Origin of the sequence: Granulicatella balaenopterae (assembly GCF_900111135.1) — a bacterium.
GTDB classification, from domain to species: Bacteria; Bacillota; Bacilli; order Lactobacillales; family Aerococcaceae; genus Granulicatella; species Granulicatella balaenopterae.
In genome coordinates this window covers 44,860-66,571 of sequence record NZ_FOGF01000007.1, presented here as the reverse complement: position 1 = coordinate 66,571, position 21,712 = coordinate 44,860, and the positions used below count along the sequence as shown (strand labels likewise).

The window sequence follows — 21,712 nt, the reverse complement described above, 5'->3', positions numbered from 1 at the left end:
ATATCGTAACATAATAACTATTTATGCAATTAAAACAACAAAAAACATGCATTACTACACTCAGCTGATAATTATAGGAACTGTACTCACTTGAGCACTAAATTTTTTTAATGATGGATATATACAATAAAAAAGTAAAAAAAGAAATCATACAGATAATACTGTATGATCTCTATTTCCACTCCATCAACCCTATTTGACAAAGAGCCGGAACTTATAGGGGAGTACCACAAAAAAGTCGACAACCCTAAGTTCAAAAAGGATTGTCGACATGTAATCATGACGGTGACTTATATTGTGATAACTAGCTGTCTTACAGGTGTTACGCGCTTCTTTTGATATTATAAGATAAGATAGTTTATAAATGTTTCATAAATATTTTATTGTTATGTGTCTGCATTTAATTGTTTATATGTTTCATCGTTACTTCATTATACTTTACTTTTTTTAAGACTAATTTTATTATAGTTGTTTTGCTTTTTTAATTCTTTAGTTAGACCTCTGATAACTTCCAATAACTAATCATCAAAATTATTGAACTTGAAAAGACTAACTTAACACTAGAGATTCTTGGTATTCATGATGTTCTTTTTGATACGTTTGGAGACTGAATCATTAACTAGTATGAATCTAAAAACTGTAAAGACAACCATCTACTTCTTTTTACGAAAGTCACCGTCTGTAAAATCAGAAAGGGTAGATATTTCTTGCTTTATCCCTTCCTCACCATTAGTATACCATATTTTGTAAGCGTTTCAAGTGAAAAGAGGTTTTTATTTAATTTTTTTAGTGGATTGATTTAGTTAAAAGATAGCGTTATAATATTTGTGTAAGCGTTCACTATTTAGCTAAAAATCAGGAGGTTGTTGTCATGAAGTTTTTCAATTTTAGTAAAAAAAATCGTAAAGCAGTTCCTAGTTGGGCTTCTTTTTTTAACGAAACTGAATATGAAACATTTATCGATGAATTAAACAAACATTTTAAAAACCAAAAATTTAATATTAATGAGGAAAATTCAGAATTAAAGTTAAATGATGAAGAAACGGTATATTGTTTATGGAATATTGCTAAGAAATGTGATCAAGTTGAAATGGAAGAGTGGCCGAATATTATGAAGGAACACTTAGATTTTTCAATTGGTTCTGAGACAGATTATGAATATTTCTGTGAGAATATGACTGATTTTGATTTTGTGAAGGAATTTATTGGGGTTACATTATATCGTATTGAAGATCTAGAAAAATTAGGTCTTGAGAATGTTATTTATGAGCCGTATGTTGAGGGATTTTATAAGGTATTGATTTTTGATTTTCCAATCACAATGCAGACGGTTTTGCGTGGGCAATTAGAGGCATGGGATAAGTCAGTTGATGAATTAATGGCATTAGGCCTTGATAATTTACGCTCTCGCTATGAAAAGCGTGCACTAAAAAAAGATCTTGGTGGCATTACATTATGGTCGATTACTGATGATGAAGGCTATGCGAATAATATCTTGCTTGAGCCTGAAGAATTAAAAGAATATGTTGGTTCGAATGGTGCTTTAGTGGCATTCCCGAATGTGTTGGAAACGTTAATTTATCCGATTACCGATGCGCATATTTTAATTGCTGCTAATAAAATGATTCCAATTATTCATGATAAAGCAAAATATATGAACCCAATGAGCGAAGGGTTATATTATTATGATGATGGGGAAATGTTTGCTATTCCATATACGTATGAAAACCATAAATTACAAATCCATCCAACTGAAGAATTAAATGGTGCTTTAAATAATTTAACGCATAAACATATAACAAAATAAGTAGAAATAGATAAAAGTTGAAGCTAGTAGAGAATGAACTGGCTTCAACTTTTTTTGTGTTTTATTTGTTTTTGATTACTGATTGCATGATGATTATGACGGCATAAATCACAAATCGATGGGGCTGTTATGGTGCGAATTGTTTTTATTTCTAAGGGGGTAATATTTTTATAGCGCTTATATAGAACAGAAAAGCGACTAGCTGATTGATAGCCAACTGATTTTGCGATGTCTTTGATATCTAGAGTAGTGGTTAATAGTAAATCTTCTGCTACGGCGATTCGCTTACGTTGGGTATATTCAGTGATACTCATTTGATAGAATTTTTTGAAGCATTGTTTTAGTTTGGTGCCAGACATTAATGATATTTGTTCTAGTAATTCTTGCGGAATATCATAAGCATAATGATGATCAATATAACGTGCTACATTAGCAATGGCTTGTTGGTCATTTTTTGATATACAAGTTGCTTGGGGCTGGTTAAGATGGTGAATCATAATACTTAATGCTTCTTTGGCTTTAGCTTCAAAAAATAATTGTGCCGAATCACCCTCATAATGACAAAGATAGATATCTTTAGCGACTTTTTCTAAAGGTTTAATAATGGCACTTTTTGTTTGGATTATGAAAGATTGATTTGTGTGTGAAGAATAAGTTTGTAGCTGTTGGTTTAATAATTCTCTACTAAAACTAATGGTTACACTGCGAAAGGGCATATGTGCATGCAGTAATAAACGCTCCTTTGTTTTTTTAGGGTCAATAAATAAGGCGCTATTTGAGTGTAATTCTTGATAAGGATCAAAAAATTCAGCATTTGCCGTAATAATAAATGAGACAATTAGAGCCGCATCTGGTTGGCAAATGGGTAATTCTTTTAGTAAATAATCTTCCTTTATAAATAAATCATGAATATCAATTGCAAATCCAGCCCCCTGATAAGACCAATATAAGCCGGAATAGTCCATGGTATCAGCACGAAATGTCTGACCGATGGGACTGAATTTTTGACAATCAGCACAAATAAAACAATTCTTTCGGTTAGTTAATGAATCATTTTGCAAAGTAATTCCTCCTTACATTCTTGATTAGACACATTCTCGATTAGACATTCTTCTTTGTCTGATATTGTAGCACATTATTAGCAATGCTACAATATTAGGCGTAAGGGAGCGTTTTCAAGAAAGGTTTCGGCATTTTAACGGTTTAATCGTGAGTGTGGTAATTTTTTACGGGATGTTCATTAATTTTATGTTATAGGAGGTTTGTTATGAAATTAGCAAAAGGGTGTACCTTTTTATTGCAAGATACGATACCGAGTAAAGCGCATCAAACAATATCAAAAGGCATTTATGTGGGGAAAGATAGTGAATTATCTTTGTATTCATTAGCAACTGATACAGATATTAGTATTGAATTTTATCAAGGCGCTTCAGTCTTTATAGTGTTAGATGGCTTGGTGGAGATTGATTCATGTGAATTAAAGCAACAAGATTGTTTAGTAATGGCTAGAGAGACGAATCGTGGTGTGATTGCTAAAGAAAATAGTATCTATATTGAATTATATTTAAAGGAGGAGATTTTAATGGAAAATATTACAAAGGGAGCAGTTTTTCAATTGAAAGATTGTATTGATTATGTTGAAGGAGGAATTTCAAATGTAGATATCGTTAAAAGTCCATCAACTAAAGTAGTCTTAATGGCATTTGATAAGGGAGAAGGGCTAACACCGCATTCAGCACCAGCCGACGCTTTGATTTTCGCTTTAGAAGGTGAAGCAGTGATGACAATCGGTGAAGAAGAGCATATCTTAAAAGCCGGCGAACAGATTGTATTCCCGAAAGATATCAAACATAATGTGACTGCTCGTGATAGTCAATTTAAAATGGCATTAATTTTAGCAAAATAATAAAAAATGGAGGAGTATACAATGGGAAGAGTACCAGGACATGTCTTATTAAAAAAATTAGGTAAAACAAAATTAAGACCAGGTGGCGTTGAGGGAACATCATGGTTATTTGAACAAGTAGAGGTTACAAAAGATACAAAATTATTAGAAGTGGCTTGTAATACTGCAGGGAACTTAATCGAAATTGCTAAAGAACATCATAATCATTGTGTTGGTCTAGATCAATCAACTGAATGGACAGATGAAGCTCGTAAAAATGTTCAAGCAGCCGGATTAGAAGATTACATTGAGATCATTCAAGGAAATGCCTTAAAGATGCCTTTTGAAGATAATACATTTGATATTGTTGTGAATGAAGCGATGTTAACGATGCTACCAGTAAAAGCTAAGAAAAAAGCATTGGCAGAATATTACCGCGTCCTAAAACCCGGTGGCGTCTTACTAACTCATGATATTCGTGAATTAGAAGAAGATGAGGATGCCTTAAAAGCCTTACAAAAAGCCGTTCATATGCCAGTAGAACCATTATTATTAGAAAAATGGTTAGAAATTTTTGAAGGCGTTGGCTTCTCTGATTTTAAGTACAATTCAGGAGAATTTACCTTATTAAGTGAAGCAGGATTATTGCGTGATGAAGGTCAAGAAGGTATGAAGAAAATTATGGAAAATGCCTTAAATGATGAAAATCGTGAACAATTCATGGAAATGATGACAATCTTTACTGACCCAAATAGTAATCACCGTTATTTAGTAATGCGTTCCAAAAAACAATAACGATACTATACGAGGAGGATAAAAATGAAGAAAAAATTTTTATTAATTATAACAACACTTATGACGATCTTTCTAGTAGCTTGCAGTAATCAATCAACCACTACAACTGAAGAAAGTGACAGTTCACAAGCAACAACTGAAGTAATTGAACCAACCATTGTTAAAGTCGGTATTCCACCAGCACCACCAGCATTACCAATTTTAAAAATGATTGAAGATAATGCTTTAGGTGACGAGGTGAAGTTAGAGTATGAATTATGGGATCAAGGTGAAAAACTAGTAGCAATGGTACAACAGGATGATTTTGATATGTTTGCTTTTCCATTAACTTTTGCAGCCAAACTAAACAATAAAGGTATTGATATCAAACTTATGAATGTTAATACTTGGGGAGTAGGTTATGTCTTAACAAACGACAAAGATTTCACATCTTGGGACCAATTACGTGGCAAAACATTATATGTCACAATTAAAGGTTCACCGCTAGATGCATATACACAATACTTCCTAAAAGAAAATGGCTTAGAACCAGGAACTGATGTAACCATTCAATATGCATCACCAATCGAAATCGGTTCATTATTAATTTCAGGTGAAGCGGAATACGGTGTGGCAATTGAACCTCAAGCAACGCGTGCCCTAATGCAAAATTCAGAGCTAGTACGTGCAATGAGCTTGAACGAAGAATACCAAAAAGTTGCTAATACAACTGAAAAAATCCCAACAGCTGGCTTTGGTGCAAAAGGATCATTCATCGAAGAAAATCCAGAACTTGCAGTTAAAATTCAAGATGAATACGCAAAAGCTATCACATGGATCAACGAACATCCCGAAGAAGCTGGCTCATTAGCTGAAAAATACTTATCACTTAAACAACCATTAGTCACAAAAGCTATTCCAAATATGGGATTAGAATTCAAATCTGCAAAAGACGCGAAATCTGAATTAGAAAATATGTATAAAATCTTAGAAAATGTAAATCCAAAATTAATTGGTGGACAACTACCAAGCGATTCATTGTATTATGAACAATAAGATGAAGTTAGCATTCAAATATCAACTACTATCATTAGTAATGGTCTTAGTGATTTGGTATCTATTAACGTGGTTTGTATCACCACTATTAATCCCAAAAATCTCTGTTGTTCTTCTTGAACTAGTAAAGATTGTTACTGTGCCGGATTATTTATTAATGATTTGGATTACAACCAAACGTTTATTAATTGGTATGGCGATTGGGGTATCGGTAGGGATTGTTTTAGGGGTTGCGATGGGTAAAGTTAAGGCAATTGACCATTTTTTCTCACCAATTGTCTCAATTCTACAAACCATACCGCCAATCTCATGGTTAGCACTAGCTTTGGTGTGGTTTGGATTTAATGGAAAGCCGGCCATCTTTATCGTCGTGACATCCTTAATACCGATTATTTCAATTAATACCCGTGAAGGCTTCAAAAATATCGATCAAGGTCTATTGGAAATGGCGCAAATCTACCAACTAAATAAACAAAAAATCTATATCAAGATAGTCTTACCAACGATCTTACCCTATATCCGCTCCGCAACTAAGATTGGACTAGGCATGTCGTGGAAAGTAGCAGTCATGGGTGAGGTTCTAACAACAAATGATGGAATCGGTGGTATGATTAAAGAAGCTCGCAATAACCTTGAAGTTGAAAGTATTATCGCTTGGTCGATTATGATTGTGATACTCTTCAATCTAACAACTTGGTTACTCAAAAAAATGTTCAAAGAGGAGGGGGCCAAATGATGCTAGAAGTAAAAGATCTATCCTATCAAATCAATGGCCTAGAAATAATTAAAAACATCTCGTTAACCATTGAAAAAAATCAAGTTGTGGCTATCATTGGACCATCTGGCTGTGGAAAATCCACCTTATTAAAGATAATCGCAGACCTAGCACCGATTGAAAAAGGTACTATTGAAAAAAACTACCATCATTTATCATTCATCTTCCAAGATAATCGCTTATTAGACTGGTTAAGCGTCTGGCAAAATATCGCACTGGTAAAAAATCAAGAAGAAGCTGCTCAAATTGAAGAAATTCTTTCAGAAGTCGGCCTCACAAATTTTAAAGATTTCAAGCCTAGCCAATTATCAGGCGGCATGAAAAAACGTTGCGATATCGCCCGCGCTTTCTATTATGGCGGCGATCTGTTATTGGCGGATGAACCATTTTCCGGCTTGGATTACTTTTTGAAGCTTGATATGGTTGATTTAGTGGCAAAATTAATCCACGAACGCCAGACCGCCATGTTACTGATTACCCATGATGTCGATGAAGCTTTATTATTGGCTGATAAGATTATTATTTTATCCGAACGACCATCTAAAGTGATTAAAACAGTTGATTTAAGTGATTTGGATAAAGGTATGGGCTGTTCACCTGAGTATTTGCAGTATAAGCAAGAAATCTTAGAGTTGATTAAATCCCAAAAATAAATCAAAAAATATGAAGATGAAAGCCCTAGTAAGAAGAGCAGTATCACTTTGAAGTGGTACTGTTTTTTGTTGGATATTTGAACAAATTTGAATAAATGTTCATCGTTATTTGAGCGATTATCAATTTTGATGTCAAGTATTGTAAACGCTACCAATAAGTGTTTGAATATAGCTAAGAAGGATAGAAGAATAAAAAAGGGCGGTGGTTTTAATATCTGATAAAAATTCACCTATGTTAGGGAGATATGCTTAATCAAAAATTAGAATAATAATACAATAAAGGAGAATAAATAATGAATAAATATCCTAAAATTGGCATTAGACCAACAATTGATGGTAGACAAGGTGGAGTTAGGGAAGCTTTAGAAGTTCAAACAATGAATATGGCAAATAAAGCAAAAGAATTAATTGAAGCAAATGTGAAATATATGGATGGCACACCAGTACAATGTGTTGTCGCTAGTCGAACAATCGGCGGACAAGCTGATGCTAGTATTGTTTATGATGAATTTTCTAGCGAGAATGTTGTAGCCACATTAACCGTTACGCCATGTTGGTGCTATGGTACAGAAACAATGGATATGAACACACAAACCATTAAAGCAGTCTGGGGATTCAACGGAACTGAACGTCCAGGAGCAGTATACTTAGCAGCTGCCATGAGTGCCTATGCGCAAAAAGGGATGACTGCTTTCAAAATATATGGTCATGATGTTCAAGATAGTGATGACGACAGCATTCCACAAGACGTGCAAGACAAGATTTTGACATTTGTAAAAGGTGCTATTGCAGTAGGCCAAATGCGTTTGAAAACATATGTAAACTTAGGTAGCTCATCAATGGGGATTGCCGGATCACAAATTAATGCAGCTTTCTTTGAAGAATATTTAGGCATGATTGTTGAATTTGTTGATATGACTGAAATTTTACGTCGTATGAAATTAGAAATTTACGATAAAGCTGAATATGAAAAAGCCATGAATTGGGTGAAAGAATATTGCAAAGAAGGTATTGATATTAATAAAGGTAAAGAATTCCCAGAGATTATTACAAAATCAAAAGTAATTGAAGCTGATAAAGATTGGGATTTCATCGTAAAACAAGCATTAATTATTCGAGATATTTTATTCGGAAATGAAAAATTAAAAGAAATTGGTTGGGAAGAAGAAGCCCGTGGCAGAAATGCAATTGCAGGTGGATTCCAAGGTCAACGACAATGGACAGACTGGTTACCAAATGGCGACTTTACTGAAGCAATTTTAGCTTCAACATTTGACTGGAATGGCATTAAACAACCTTCAGCTTTCGCAACAGAAAACGATACTTTAAATGGGGCATCAATGTTATTTGAAGTGTTATTAACCAATAAAGCAGCTATTTTCTCTGATGTGCGTACTTATTGGAGTCCAGAGTCTGTTGAACGTGTAACTGGTAAAAAATTAACAGGAAAAGCAAGTAACGGTATTTTGCATTTAATCAATTCAGGAGCATCTGCATTAGATGGAACTGCCGCAGCAAGAGATGAACAAGGCCAACGCACAATGAAAGAATTTTGGAATATGACCGAAGAAGATATTAAAGCATGTCTAGCCGAAACAGATTGGTGCCGTGCTAATTATGAATACTTCCGTGGCGGTGGATTTTCTTCTCATTTCAAAACAAATGCTGAATTACCAGTAACCTTGATTCGTTTAAATATCGTTGAAGGTGTAGGACCAACACTACAAATTGCAGAAGGCTACACATGCGTTTTAGATGAAGAAGTTCATAAAATTTTAGATGAACGCACAGACAAAACATGGCCAACAACATGGTTTGCACCAATATTAGGCGCACCAGGATTCGAATCAGTTTATGATGTTATGAATCATTGGGGATCAAATCACGGCGCATCTGTACATGGTCATATTGGACATGAATTAATTACATTAGCTAGTATGTTAAGAATTCCTGTTACATTGCATAATATCTCAAGTGACCGCATTTTCAGACCAAGTATTTTTGATGGATTCGGAACAAAAGACTTGGAAGCTGTTGATTTTGAAGCGTGTCGTACATTAGGAGCACTTTATAAAAAATAACGCTATAGTGGGGGTGGCAATATGTTAATGAAGGAAGTCAGAAAAGAATTAATTGATTATGGCAAAAAATTAGTTGATACAAATTTAACGAAAGGAACTGGTGGTAATTTAAGCGTATTTGATCGCAAAAACCAAACGATGGCAATCACACCTTCAGGAATCGATTTTTACGAGATAAAAGAAGAAGATATCGTCATCATGGATATCGATGGAAATGTGATTGAAGGCGATAAGACTCCATCAAGTGAATGGTATATGCATTTAATTGAATACCAAAAACGTGATGACATTGACGCTGTTATTCATGCGCACACAACTTATTCAACAGTCTTAGCATGTTTAAGAGAAGAATTACCAGCATCACATTATATGGTCGCAGTAGCCGGGAAAAATGTTCGGGTAGCTGATTACGCAACATATGGAACAAAAGAATTAGCTATTAATTCATATGAAGCTATGAAAGATCGCAAAGCCGTCCTATTAGCCAATCACGGAATTTTAGCAGGCGCTAACGATTTACTAAATGCCTTTAACATTATCGAAGAAGTAGAATACTGCGCAAAAATTTACTGCATAACACGAAGCATGGGCCAACCAGTTATTTTAGAAGACGATGAAATGGAAATGATGTTAGACCGCTTTAAAGAATACGGCCAAAAGAAAAAACATGAATGATAAGGAGGGGGAAGAGGGTGTTAAAAAATATACCAGCTATTATATCACCTGAATTATTGAAGATATTATCTGAAATGGGACATGGCGATGAAATTGTTTTAGCAGATGCCAATTATCCAGCAGCCTCTACGGCAAAAAAATTAGTGAGATATGACGGAATCGATATGAAACAAATTTTGCCAGCCATTTTAGAAGTATTACCCATTGATATATATGTTGAAAGTGGTATTACCTTAATGGAAACAACTAATGGAGATAATACGCCAGATATTTGGGTTGATTATCAAAATATTGTGAATGAAAAACAAGCAGAAAACAAGAAAATATCACATATAGAAAGAGAAGCATTTTACGAAAGAGGTAAAAAAGCCTATGCAGTTGTTGCTACTGGTGAGACTGCTTTATATGCAAATATTATTCTAAAAAAAGGTGTAATAGTAGCTAGCTAAAACTAGCAAAGGAGATAAGCAAAATGAAAAATAAACTAGGGGTATTATTAGCTAGTCATGGTCAATTTGCAAAAGAAACTTTGAAGACAGTTGAAATGATTGTAGGGAAATTTTCCAAGGATTTAGTTGATACTGTAGGATTACAAGAAGACTTAGGTATAAAAGATTTTGAGGGAAATTTTGATTCTAAATTAAATGAATTATTAAAACAGAACGAACAAGTGATTATTTTAACAGATTTAATTGGAGGTACACCTAATAACATTGCTTTAAAATATGCCTTAAAAAATGACAATATCCAAGTAGTTACTGGATATAATATGGCTTTAGCATTGACTTTATTATCAAATCTTCAAAATAGTATCGATCTTGAAATGATTATTAATGAATCAAGAACAGCTCTATTTGAAGTTACAAAACAAAGCGATAACAGTGAGGAGGTGGATGAAGAATGGCTATAGAATTTACTCGTATTGATGATAGATTAGTTCATGGGCAAGTAGTAACAACTTGGTTAAAAAAATATGAAATTGAACAAGTCATTATTGTTAGTGATAGTGTTGCCAAAGATGATACACGACAAGCAATCTTAAAAATGTCCGTACCAACAGGTTTGAAATTAGTATTTTTCGGGGTTGATAAATTTATTGAAGTCTATAATAAAGTGGATATAAAACGTAGAACGATGTTGATTTTCACCAATCCTTATGAAGTATATCAATGTATTAAAGGCGGTTTGAAAATTTCATACTTAAATGTAGGTCAAATGAGTAAAACTGATGATAATGAAAAGGTAACTGTGGGAGTAGCATTAGGAGCTGAAGATCGAGAATACTTTAAGAAGATTATTGATAGTAATGTAAATGTAGAAATACAAATGGTTCCAAACGATAAAATTACCAATATGAACAAACTAGTATAAAAAGAGGAGGAGTAATTATGTTAACTAAAGCTTTGCTAATAACGTTAGTAGCGATTATTGCAACTGTTGACTATAACGGCCCATTATTTATGTTACATAGACCATTAGTCACTGGTGCAATGACAGGGTTAGTATTAGGGGATGTTCAACAAGGGTTAATGATCGGCGCCACTCTTGAACTTACTTGGTTAGGTGTAACGGGTATTGGAGGCTACACTCCACCTGATACAATTTCAGGTGCGATTGTTGGGACAGCACTAGCAATTATGTCTGGACAAGGTGTAACTGCTGGGGTAGCGATTGCGGTACCAGTAGCTATCGTAACTCAACAATTAGATACTTTAGCTAAGACAGCAGATATTTACTTCGTTAAAAAAGCAGATACAGCTGCGAAAACAGGGGATATTGATAAAGTTGATAGATATCACTATTTAAGTTTAATATTAATTACATTATTTAAAATCGTTCCAATCTTCTTGGCAATTGTTGTAGGTGGAGAATACGTTAAGCAATTATTTGATACAATTCCACCGATTGTTATGACTGGATTAAGCGCAGGTGGAGCAATGTTACCTGCTATCGGGTTTGGTATGTTATTGACAATGTTATTGAAAAAGAACATGTGGGTATTCTTATTAATTGGATTTATAGCTTCTGTATATGGCGGATTATCTGCAATCGGCATGGCCTTAGTGGCAATCGCTGTAGTTGGTTTATTACAACTAATTTCATTACCAGGAATCAGCGGTAAAATCCAAAATTCTGAAGTTAGCGATGAAAATGGAGAGGAGTATGACCTATGATGAATGCAGATGATAAAAAATTAATGGATAAAAAGACGTTAAATAATATGTTTTTTAGATGTTTAATGTATGGAGCATCTTGGAACTTTGAACGTATGCAAAATTTAGGGTTCTTATATACTATCAAACCAGCTTTGAAAAAAGTTTATAAAAACGATAAAGATGAAATGGCAACAGCGATGAAACGTCACTTGGAATTCTTCAATACTCACCAAACAGCAGCGCCATTTATTATTGGTGTAACTAGTGCGATGGAAGAAGAGGAAGGTAATAAAGGCGGAGAATCTATTACAGGGTTAAAAGTTGGTTTAATGGGACCTTTAGCTGGTATTGGAGATAGTCTTATCTGGTTAACATTAGTACCGATTTGCTTTAGTATTGGTGCATCATATTCAATGGATGGTAGTGTATTAGGTTTATTCTTAGCATTATTCTTAATCAATATCATTAACGTTCCACTAAAATATTATGGATTAAAATATGGTTACAATCGTGGATCTAAGTTTATTAAAGAAAGTAGTGCTCGTGGTACATTAGATAAAGTTACCAATATGGCTGTAGCATTAGGTTTGATTTTAGTTGGTGGTTTGATTCCGCAAATGGTTGGTGTTAATTTTGCCCTAGAGTTCCAACAAGGCGAATTAATCGTATCTATCCAAGATTTAATTAATCAATTAATTCCTGGATTCATTCCAATGGGCTTAACATTAATTATGTACAAATTTATTAAGAAAGGGAAAAATCCAGTTCATCTAATTTTAATTACTATGGCAGCAGCAATTGTTTTAGTATTAATTGGTGTACTAAAATAATAAATAAAAGTGATAGATTTCTCCAAATATTTATTTCAAATAAACGGGAGTCTATCACTTTTTTGATAATTAAGGGGGAATTTCAATGGATTTATGGTATAAATCCTCAGCTAAAGAATGGAACGAAGCACTTCCTATCGGTAATGGCCACATAGGAGCAATGGTGTTTGGCGACTGTAAACAAGAAAAATTAATGCTTAATGATGAAACAATCTGGTATAGAGGTAAAGCTGATCGAAATAATCCATCATCTAAGGATTACTTAGAAAAAATTAGAAGTGCTTTAGTCAACGAAGATATAGAAGAAGCTGAGCGATTAATTGCTTTGACGATGTTTGCAACACCAAGAGATCAAAGCCACTATGAAATGTTAGGTGAATTATATTTAACTCATACTAATTATGAGGGACGTTTACATAATTATAAACGGAGATTAGATTTAGAACGCGCTGTAGTATCAGTTGAATATAATTTGGATAATAATTTTATTCAAAAAGAATACTTTACTAGCTTTAATTCTAATGCACTCTATCTAAAAATATGTGCTTCAAAAAATCATAGCTTAGATTATACGGTTAATTTAGGAAGAAATAAAAGATTTAGTGATGAAGTCTATGGTAATTCTATTAATCAGGCAATTATGATGCATGCGCATGCTGGCGGTCGTAAGGGTGTTGGGTTTCAAGTTGGCTGTAAATTATTAGATACTGATGGCGATGTAGCAGTATTAGGTGAAACAATTGTTATTGAACATGCGACATATATATATTTAGTTTTAGCAACTGTTTCCGATTATTATGGTGAGATATCCCATGATGATTGTCTGGCTAAATTACTAGATTTATCCGACAAAGTATTTTTTAATGAAAAAGAACAACATATTAGCGAATATCAAAAACAATTTAAACGCATAATTTTAGAATTTTATGATAAACCATTATCGTATTTACCTACAGATGAACGCTTAAATCGTTTTAAGGAAGGTCAAGAGGACTTAGAATTGTTAAATATCCTCTTTGATTATGGTCGCTATTTATTAATTTCTTCTAGTCAGCCAAATGGATTGCCAGCTAATTTGCAAGGGATTTGGTGTGCTGATTTAAATCCTATTTGGGGTTCAAAATATACAATTAATATCAATACTCAAATGAATTATTGGATGGTCGGACCATGTAATTTATATGAAACAGAATTACCATTATTTGAAATGATTAATAATTTGCGTGAAAATGGGCGAGTTACTGCTAAAAAAATGTATGGAGCTAGAGGATTTACTGCGCATCATAATACAGATGGATTTTTTGATACAGCACCACAATCTCACGCGATGGGGGCTGCTATTTGGACGTTAACAGTACCATGGTTATGTACGCATATTTGGGAATACTATCAATATTTTCAAGATAAGGAAGTATTAAATAAATATTTACCAGTCTTTCAAGAAATGTTTGAATTTTATCAAGACTATTTGTTTGAATATCAAGATTATTTAGTTACAGGTCCATCAGTTTCACCAGAGAATAAATATCAATTAGCTAATGGAATAATCGGCAATGTATGTTTATCACCATCAATAGATAATCAAATCTTACGTTTCTTCTTGAATTGTTACCAAGATATATTAACTATTTTGGAAAAAGATGAAGGTCAATTAGAAGAAATCAAGCAAATGTATGATAAATTGCCACCAATTCAAATTGGGAAACATGGTCAAATTCAAGAATGGATGGAAGATTATCAAGAAGTAGAAATTGGGCACAGACATATCTCACATCTATTCGGCTTATATCCAGGTAATGAGATTGATATTGTTCAGTCGCCTGATTTAGCAGAAGCAGCCAAAATTACTATTCAAAGACGGTTAAGTGGTGCTAAATATTTGGATGAAACAGATAGAAATAATGCTATAGATAATTGGTTATCAACGGGACTTTGTGAAGGGACAAGAACCGGTTGGAGTGCTGCGTGGTTAGTTCATTTCTTCGCTAGATTATATGAAGGTGATAAATCTTATAATGAATTACAAGGCATGCTTCGAAATTGCATTTTGCCTAATTTATTTGCCGATCATCCACCGTTTCAAATCGATGGTAATCTCGGTTTAGTTAGCGGTATGTGCGAAATGTTAATTCAAAGCCACAATAATCGTATTGTTTTATTACCAGCATGGCCAAAATCAATAGCAAATGGTAAATACGAAAATATTCGAACTAGAGGAGGGTGTTTATTCTCGGTATCGTGGGAAAATGGTGAGATAAATCATATTTCTATTAAAGGTAAGGAAAATGATCACATTAAATTATTCATCCCAAACGAATGGCGATCAGCGAATATTACTGAAGATCAGATGGATATAATATTGAATCAATCAGGAGTTTGGGAATATAACAGTAGTGAATTTTAAATTGGATTAACTAAATTAATAATGTAAGGAGAGGTTATTATGAAAATTGCTATAGCGTCAGATTGCAATGGCTTTGATTTAAAAGAGCACATCAAAGAATATTTGGTAAGTAAAGGGTATGAAATAGTGGATTTAAGTGAAGAGCCAACAGTTGATTTTGTTGATTCTGCTGCAAGTGTCTCAAAGGCAGTATTAGAAGGTGAAGCAGAGCGCGGCATTATGTTTGATGCCTTTGGAGCTCCTTCTGCACTAGCAAGTAATAAAATTCACGGCATGGTCACAGCTAATGTGCGTGAAGAACGTACTGCGCATATGACAACAGAACATAATGGGGCGAAAGCGATTGCAATCGGAGCACAATTAGTTGGAAAAGGTTTAGCAGAATCATTAGTCGATACATATTTAGGCGTAGAATATGCAGCAGGTCGCCATCAAATCCGCTTAGATATGTTAGAAAAATTATATTAAATTTAAGGAAGGTGTAATTATGATTATTGCAATTGGAAATGACCATATCGTAACAGATTATAAAGTTAGAATTGTTGATTTCTTGAAAAATAAAGGCTATCAAGTGATTGATGTAGGAACTCATGATCACACTAGAACGCATTATCCGATTTTCGGATTACAAGTGGCAGATTTAGTACGTAATGGAGAAGCAGAGTTTGGTGTTGTTATTTGTGGAACTGGCGTAGGAATATCTACCGCTGCTGATAAAAACCAAGGAATTCGTGCCGCATTAGTCAGTGATCCATTAACAGCCAAATACGTACGTCAAGAATTGAATGCCAATATTATAAGTGTCGGTGGTGCAGTAGTGGGAGAACATATCGCCCAAGAAATCATTGAAACATTCATCACAACTGAATATCAACCAACAGAAGAAAATAAAAAATTCATCCCAAAAATTGCGGATCTAGAAGGAGATAATCCTGAACAACATAATAACCCCAACTTCTTTGATAAAGAGTTACAATTATGGTGTGAAGGCTATTATCACGATTAAAAAAGAAATAGGAGCTAATCATGGACTTTAATGATTTTTTAACAGGTATTCAATTAATGCCTCAAGCTATCAAAGTAATCAATAATTCGAACATCACTGAAGAAGAATATCAACAAAATCGTAAGCTATTTCAGAAAAATAGAGAAGAATTCTTTAGAGTGATTAACAATAAAGCAGATTTTAGAGAGCAGTTTCTTTATTATTATACCCACATGGCATGCGAAACCTATACTTATTACAAAAATAATCATATCAGCGAAGAAATCTATTTTGCCACTTTTCAAGATATTACGCTTTGGTGCAAAGATTGTAAAGAAAGATACGGTGTGTATGGTATTGATGAATATCAGTGGTTATTTCGACATATCGAGGCAAAAATTTTCAGATTAGGTAGTTTACAATTTGAACGCGCATTAGCTGATTGTTTTATTAGGTATAAGGGAGAACAGATTAATCCAGGAGATGAGGTTATTCATATACATATTCCAAATGGGGCTAATTTAACAAAGGAAGCTGTGGAGGATTCTTTTAAGCAGGCTATTGAATTTTTTGGGAGTAATAATTTATTTGTCTGCCATTCGTGGTTGTTATATCCTGATTTGACTAAATTATTAAATGAAGATAGTAATATTTTGCGGTTTCAAACTTATTTTGATTTATACCGTATTGATTATAGCGAGAGACAAGCAGAAGAAAGGATATTTAAAGCAATACGAGAGGATATTAGTCTCTATCCAGAACGTACAAGCTTACAAAGAAAAGCTAAACAATACCTATTAGCAGGGAAACGTTTGGGTTTGGGTTTTGGAATATATAAATTGAATAGATAATAAAAAAAGAGGTTGCTTTGTGTATGGCGACCTCTTTTTTGTAGATATAGTGAGTTTAAAACGTATTAACATAACCATTCAACATCATGCATATTAGCACTATCTAAGAAATCTGATGATGGTAACTTTTCAGAGATAATCGCATGATAGTTATCGATTGAATTTATTTTAAAGAAACCGACTTGATTGAATTTCGAACTATCAATTAATAATAATGTTTCTTCAGCTAAATCCATAATTTGTTTTTTAGTCATAGCTTGGCTCAGACTTGTTTCATAGACGAAATGTTGATCAATCCCATGAGCAGAGCAAATTGCTAAATCTATTTTAAAATGATTAATCAAATCATTAGTGAATTGTTGTGTGATAACAGAAGATGAAAAATGTTTTATTTCGCCACCTGTAATGAAAATTTTCATCGTTGGATTAGCAATATCGGCTAATGATTGTGCAGTATTTAAGCCATTAGTGAAGATAATTAAATTTTCAATACTAGCTAAATAAGGGTAAATCTCATAGACCGTTGTACTAGAATCTAGGTAAATACACATTCCAGGACCGATAAAATCTTTCGCAATTGAAGCAATATATTTTTTCTCCTTGCGATTAGCAGATTTTCGAATATTATGAGCAGCTTCATTTGTTTTTAAAGTATTTAAAACGATTTGACCGTGTTTTCTAGTAATGAGTCCTTGATTTTCTAAGTATATTAAATCTCTCCTAAGTGTCGATGTGCTAAAAAAAGTTTTTTGACTTAATTCCTTTACCGAAAGACATTTTTTAGTTTGAATTAGTTCAATAAGTGTGTTTATTCGTTCAGTTTTATCCACAAGAGGCACCTCTCAATCTAATAATTTACTTAAATAATAACATATTTAAGCATTTACGTGAATGTCATTGAATAAAAATCCATCATTTTTTGAATAAATTCCAACATATCGTTCATATATTGTAAACGCTAACAGCATAGTATTTAATATAGATGTAGAAGAAAAAGGAGGTGATGATATGGAGGGGGTTTTAGCAATAGATTTAGGTGCAACTTCCGGAAGAGCGGTAATTTCTCCAATTAATATAAATAAATTATACTTTGAAGAAATCAATCGTTTCATTAATGTACCGATAAAAAAATGCGGAGTAATGTGTTGGGATTTTGATTATTTATTCAAAAAAATCCTAGAAAGTATAGAAATTGCTTCAAAAAAAATGAAAATTATTTCGGTTGGAATTGATACTTGGGGAGTAGATTTTGGCATGCTGAATTTCCAAGGTGAGCTACTTTCATCGCCTGTTCATTACCGTGACTCAAGAACTAAAGGGATTTTAGCAAAAATAGCTAAGTATGTTTCGTTAGATCACCTATATTTTAAGACGGGGACACAATTAATGGAGATTAATACTTTGTTTCAATTAATGAGTGTTCAAAAACAAATGCCGAGTATCTATTTTAATACTGATAAAATTTTAATGATGCCAGATTTATTTAATTATTATTTAACAGGAGAGACAGTTATTGAAGAAAGTATTGCTTCTACTACACAAATGTTAATGCCCGAGAAGAAGAGTTGGAATAAAGAACTGCTTCAGCAATTTAGTTTGAACGAAAACTTTCTTCCTAGGATTGTGAAGAGTGGTCATGTTCTAGGGCATATAAAAGCTGAATATGGATTTAATGAAATTAAGGTAATTAATATTTGTGAACATGATACCGCGAGTGCGGTAGCTGCAATTCCATTTGATGATGAAGTGTTTATATCGTGTGGTACTTGGTCATTAATTGGTATCAAAACAGAACAACCAATCATAACAAAAGAATCATTAGCGTATAATTTTACGAATGAACTTGGATTTAATAGTGCGAATCTATTTTTAAAAAATTCTACAGGATTATGGATTGTTGAAGAATTAAGAAGAGATTTTGAAGTACATGGTGAAAGTTATTCTTTCGATGATATTACTACCATGGTGAAAGCTTGCGAAAAAGATGTATGCATCGTTGATACAGATAATGAACAATTTAGTAAACCAGGTGATATTATTCAAAAGATTAAAAAGTATGCAAAAAATACAAGACAAAACGTGCCAGAGTCTGCGGCTGAATTCTTTAAGACGGCATATTATAGTTTAGCAATTAAATATCGTAATACCATTCAAGATTTAGAAAAGATTAAAAATAAACAGTATCAAAAAATATACTTAATAGGTGGTGGTTCGAAATCAACATATTTCACACAATTAATTGCGGATATAACAGGAAAAGAAGTTATTACTGGGCTATATGAAGCAACGGTTATTGGTAATATTATTATTCAATTAATTGCGAATAAAAAGTTAGCATCTCTTGAACAAGCGCATGACTTAATTTTAAAATCTGTTGAATTTCATTCATACACACCAAAATAATCAGCAGATTAAAAATATTTTAGGATAAAAAATATAAATAAAAAAACTCTTGGAGGGATTAACATGAAAAAACAATTATTAAAAAGTACGGTAGTTTTAGCAACAGCTGCATTAGGATTGGTGGCATGTTCGAATAACTCTAACGAAGGAACTGATCCAACACCATCAAATGATGGTAAACAAGAAGTTTTAGAATTTTATCATGGTTATTTCCATAATGAAGATGAATGGCCAGTCGCAAAAGTAATGCGTGATTTATATGATGATTTTGCTAAACAACATGAAGATGGACCAGTACAATTTAAACCAACACCAGTTTCCGGAAGTTTAGTAGATATTATGAATAATAAAGTTGCAAGCGGCCAATTCCCAGATATGATTGACTTAGCAGGGAATGCCGTATCATTAGCAGCAATCGAACAAGATTTAGTATTAGACTTAAAACCATATATTGATGAAAATAATTTACAAAAAAATGTTGGTTTAAACTATACACAAAATTTAGTAGACGGAAAATTATTTACTGTTCACGATCAAATGTTTACTATGGGACTTTGGTATAACAAAGATATTTTTGAAGCAACTGGAGCTAAAACACCTGAAGAATGGAATGATTGGAGTGCTTTCTCTAGCGCAATGGAACAAGTAAGAACAGATAAAGGAATTTATGCTTTCGGTGCAGGGGAGCCAGCTATTCGTTTATTAAATACTGCCTTAGCTGAAACAGAAGAAGGACGCAAATTATTGGAACAACCTTTGACTGAAGAAGGCATTAAATCCGTTGCATTCACAAATGCATTAACAACTGTCATGACTGCTGTTAATCAAAATGGTGCTCAAAACTCTGGTGGTTCAGCAGATACTTATTCAGCAGATTTTGTACAAAATAAATCAGCGGTATTCTTTAATGGTGTGTGGGCTGCTGGTGGTGTAGTTGAAAACCCTGCTATTGCACCTGGATTATATCCTGGACATGTTGCGATTAGTTCATGCGGTGGTGGTATGACAATTTCAAGTAGCATGAGTAAAGAAAAACAAGAATTAGCATTAGAGTTCTTGAAATATATGACTAGCGATGAAGTGCAAAAAGTGATTTTTGAAAAAGTTGGAGCTAATCCTGCTAATGAAAATATCAATGTAGCAGAGCTTGCTGAACATAGCGATGATCCTACTGTAAAATTATTAGGTACTGCAATTGCTCAAGTGAAAAATGCTGATTATGCTGTAAAAACAATTAATGATGCATGGGGTGGAGATGTTCGTAGCACCTTAATTAATGCTCTAAGCGAAAGTGCTGCAAGTAGTGATGTAAATCAAAAAGTTCAAGAAACACAAGATACATTAATCGCCTTAATTAATTAGTATGGTTAATTGACAACTATTTTAGGATATCGGTACTTGTTATTGATATCCTAATTTTTATAGGAGGGAGAATTTAATGGGTGAAAAGAAAATGAGTATGAAAAAACGTTCTGTACAAAAGAAAAGATTTATTTGGTTATTTTTATTACCTACTTTAATTTGTTTTTCAGTGTTTTATTTATACTCAGTCGTTATTGTATTTGTATCATCTTTTATGAAATGGGATTATACTAATTTAAATAATCCTAGTTTTTATGGATGGAAAGATTTACTTACTAATTATATTTATATTTTTACAAAACATCCATTCTTTTGGGAAGCATTAAGAAATTCTTTATTATGGGCTGTAATTGGTATGTTAGTTCAAGTACCTTTAGCAGTTTCAGTAGCGATTGCTTTTTCTAAAAAGTTAAAAGGTTGGAAATTTGCACGTAATGTATATATTATTCCAAGCATTATTTCTAGTGCTGCAATGGGATTAATTTTCTTACAAATTTACAATCCTAATTACGGGGTGATTAATCAAATTATTAGAGTATTTAATCCTGATTATAATGGTGCAATATTATTGACACCAGGAATTAATTTTATTGCTATGACATGTGCTTATATTTTCTTTGCTGGAACTTCAACGATTATGGTATTGGGTCAAATTTTTGCAATTCCTAAAGAAATTTATGAAGCGGCAACTTTAGATGGTATTTTTGGTTGGCGTAGAGAATTTTATATTACGCTACCGATGATTAAAGATACTATTAAGACAATCTCGATTTTAGCGGCTACAGCAGGATTCCTATTGTATAACGAGGTATTCTTTTTAACAAAAGGTGCAGCTGGTACGAAGAGTATTAGTTATATTATTCGTGATTTGGCTGTGGCAAGTTCAAGAACACAATATGCGCGTGCCAATACAATTGGGGTATTCCAAATATTAGGCGGTATGCTAATTATTGTTTGCATTAACTTAATTTTTGGTATGAAGAAACGAAGCAGTAAGGGGGGCAAGTAAGATGAA

22 protein-coding genes are annotated in these 21,712 nt (G+C 33.3%); 20 read left to right on the top strand and 2 right to left on the bottom strand.

The genetic code is table 11. The features are described 5' to 3' along the window. The first annotated feature begins 871 nt into the window (after nt 1-871). Nucleotides 872-1,807, top strand: a complete 936-nt coding sequence (locus BMX09_RS02815; RefSeq protein WP_089746183.1) for a hypothetical protein — start codon at nt 872-874, stop codon at nt 1,805-1,807. Between the two features lie 44 nt (nt 1,808-1,851). On the opposite strand, the gene BMX09_RS02810 is transcribed toward BMX09_RS02815, so the two are convergent. After that, entirely contained in the window at nt 1,852-2,868 is a 1,017-nt protein-coding gene (locus BMX09_RS02810; RefSeq protein WP_089746182.1) for a helix-turn-helix domain-containing protein, read from the bottom strand. 206 nt (nt 2,869-3,074) lie between these two features. Here BMX09_RS02810 and BMX09_RS02805 point away from each other — a divergent pair, with 206 nt between their 5' ends. From BMX09_RS02805 to BMX09_RS02730, 16 genes are all read left to right on the top strand, one after another. After that, nucleotides 3,075-3,713: a cupin domain-containing protein gene (locus BMX09_RS02805; protein ID WP_089746181.1), complete on the top strand. Its 639-nt coding sequence runs from the start codon at nt 3,075-3,077 to the stop codon at nt 3,711-3,713. A gap of 21 nt (nt 3,714-3,734) precedes the next feature. Next, nucleotides 3,735-4,487, top strand: coding sequence for a class I SAM-dependent methyltransferase (locus BMX09_RS02800; protein ID WP_177159509.1), 753 nt, complete (start codon nt 3,735-3,737; stop codon nt 4,485-4,487). A gap of 24 nt (nt 4,488-4,511) precedes the next feature. Continuing rightward, nucleotides 4,512-5,522 (top strand): ABC transporter substrate-binding protein, encoded by a 1,011-nt coding sequence (locus tag BMX09_RS02795; protein WP_089746179.1) that lies wholly within the window; start codon nt 4,512-4,514, stop codon nt 5,520-5,522. Then, nucleotides 5,512-6,258, top strand: a complete 747-nt coding sequence (locus tag BMX09_RS02790) for an ABC transporter permease (protein WP_089746178.1) — start codon at nt 5,512-5,514, stop codon at nt 6,256-6,258. The genes BMX09_RS02795 and BMX09_RS02790 overlap by 11 nt, the downstream gene beginning before the upstream one ends. Next, nucleotides 6,255-6,950 (top strand): ABC transporter ATP-binding protein, encoded by a 696-nt coding sequence (locus BMX09_RS02785; RefSeq protein WP_089746177.1) that lies wholly within the window; start codon nt 6,255-6,257, stop codon nt 6,948-6,950. The genes BMX09_RS02790 and BMX09_RS02785 overlap by 4 nt, the downstream gene beginning before the upstream one ends. 293 nt (nt 6,951-7,243) lie before the next feature. Next, nucleotides 7,244-9,031, top strand: a complete 1,788-nt coding sequence (locus BMX09_RS02780) for an L-fucose isomerase (RefSeq protein ID WP_089746176.1) — start codon at nt 7,244-7,246, stop codon at nt 9,029-9,031. Between the two features lie 27 nt (nt 9,032-9,058). Beyond that, nucleotides 9,059-9,706 (top strand): L-fuculose-phosphate aldolase, encoded by a 648-nt coding sequence (locus BMX09_RS02775; RefSeq protein WP_089746190.1) that lies wholly within the window; start codon nt 9,059-9,061, stop codon nt 9,704-9,706. 17 nt (nt 9,707-9,723) lie between these two features. Further along, nucleotides 9,724-10,155 (top strand): RbsD/FucU family protein, encoded by a 432-nt coding sequence (locus tag BMX09_RS02770; protein ID WP_089746175.1) that lies wholly within the window; start codon nt 9,724-9,726, stop codon nt 10,153-10,155. Between the two features lie 23 nt (nt 10,156-10,178). Then, nucleotides 10,179-10,616, top strand: a complete 438-nt coding sequence (locus tag BMX09_RS02765) for a PTS sugar transporter subunit IIA (protein WP_089746174.1) — start codon at nt 10,179-10,181, stop codon at nt 10,614-10,616. Next, complete coding sequence (locus BMX09_RS02760; RefSeq protein ID WP_089746173.1) at nt 10,607-11,077, top strand: PTS sugar transporter subunit IIB; 471 nt, start codon at nt 10,607-10,609, stop codon at nt 11,075-11,077. The genes BMX09_RS02765 and BMX09_RS02760 overlap by 10 nt, the downstream gene beginning before the upstream one ends. A 14-nt stretch (nt 11,078-11,091) precedes the next feature. Further along, nucleotides 11,092-11,880: a PTS mannose/fructose/sorbose/N-acetylgalactosamine transporter subunit IIC gene (locus BMX09_RS02755; RefSeq protein ID WP_177159510.1), complete on the top strand. Its 789-nt coding sequence runs from the start codon at nt 11,092-11,094 to the stop codon at nt 11,878-11,880. Continuing rightward, nucleotides 11,877-12,692: a PTS system mannose/fructose/sorbose family transporter subunit IID gene (locus tag BMX09_RS02750; protein ID WP_407645244.1), complete on the top strand. Its 816-nt coding sequence runs from the start codon at nt 11,877-11,879 to the stop codon at nt 12,690-12,692. The genes BMX09_RS02755 and BMX09_RS02750 overlap by 4 nt, the downstream gene beginning before the upstream one ends. 85 nt (nt 12,693-12,777) lie before the next feature. Further along, on the top strand, nt 12,778-15,096 hold the full coding sequence (locus BMX09_RS02745; RefSeq protein WP_089746171.1) for a glycoside hydrolase family 95 protein: 2,319 nt from the start codon (nt 12,778-12,780) through the stop codon (nt 15,094-15,096). A 39-nt stretch (nt 15,097-15,135) separates the two neighbouring features. Then, on the top strand, nt 15,136-15,564 hold the full coding sequence (gene lacA / locus BMX09_RS02740) for a galactose-6-phosphate isomerase subunit LacA (RefSeq protein WP_089746170.1): 429 nt from the start codon (nt 15,136-15,138) through the stop codon (nt 15,562-15,564). Nucleotides 15,565-15,583: 19 nt separating this feature from the next. Then, on the top strand, nt 15,584-16,102 hold the full coding sequence (gene lacB / locus BMX09_RS02735) for a galactose-6-phosphate isomerase subunit LacB (protein WP_089746169.1): 519 nt from the start codon (nt 15,584-15,586) through the stop codon (nt 16,100-16,102). A gap of 20 nt (nt 16,103-16,122) precedes the next feature. Continuing rightward, nucleotides 16,123-16,932, top strand: coding sequence for an acyltransferase domain-containing protein (locus BMX09_RS02730; protein ID WP_089746168.1), 810 nt, complete (start codon nt 16,123-16,125; stop codon nt 16,930-16,932). Nucleotides 16,933-16,997: 65 nt separating this feature from the next. On the opposite strand, the gene BMX09_RS02725 is transcribed toward BMX09_RS02730, so the two are convergent. Continuing rightward, a complete protein-coding gene (locus tag BMX09_RS02725) occupies nt 16,998-17,762 on the bottom strand; it encodes a DeoR/GlpR family DNA-binding transcription regulator (RefSeq protein WP_089746167.1) in 765 nt (254 codons plus the stop codon). Nucleotides 17,763-17,940: 178 nt separating this feature from the next. On the opposite strand from BMX09_RS02725, the gene BMX09_RS02720 reads away from it, so the two are divergent. The 3 genes from BMX09_RS02720 to BMX09_RS02710 all read left to right on the top strand — a co-directional run bounded on the left by BMX09_RS02720 (nt 17,941) and on the right by BMX09_RS02710 (nt 21,706). Continuing rightward, on the top strand, nt 17,941-19,335 hold the full coding sequence (locus BMX09_RS02720; protein WP_089746166.1) for a rhamnulokinase: 1,395 nt from the start codon (nt 17,941-17,943) through the stop codon (nt 19,333-19,335). Nucleotides 19,336-19,398: 63 nt separating this feature from the next. Further along, nucleotides 19,399-20,697, top strand: coding sequence for an ABC transporter substrate-binding protein (locus tag BMX09_RS02715; protein ID WP_089746165.1), 1,299 nt, complete (start codon nt 19,399-19,401; stop codon nt 20,695-20,697). 76 nt (nt 20,698-20,773) lie between these two features. Further along, a complete protein-coding gene (locus BMX09_RS02710) occupies nt 20,774-21,706 on the top strand; it encodes a carbohydrate ABC transporter permease (RefSeq protein WP_089746164.1) in 933 nt (310 codons plus the stop codon). The last annotated feature ends 6 nt before the right edge of the window (nt 21,707-21,712 follow it).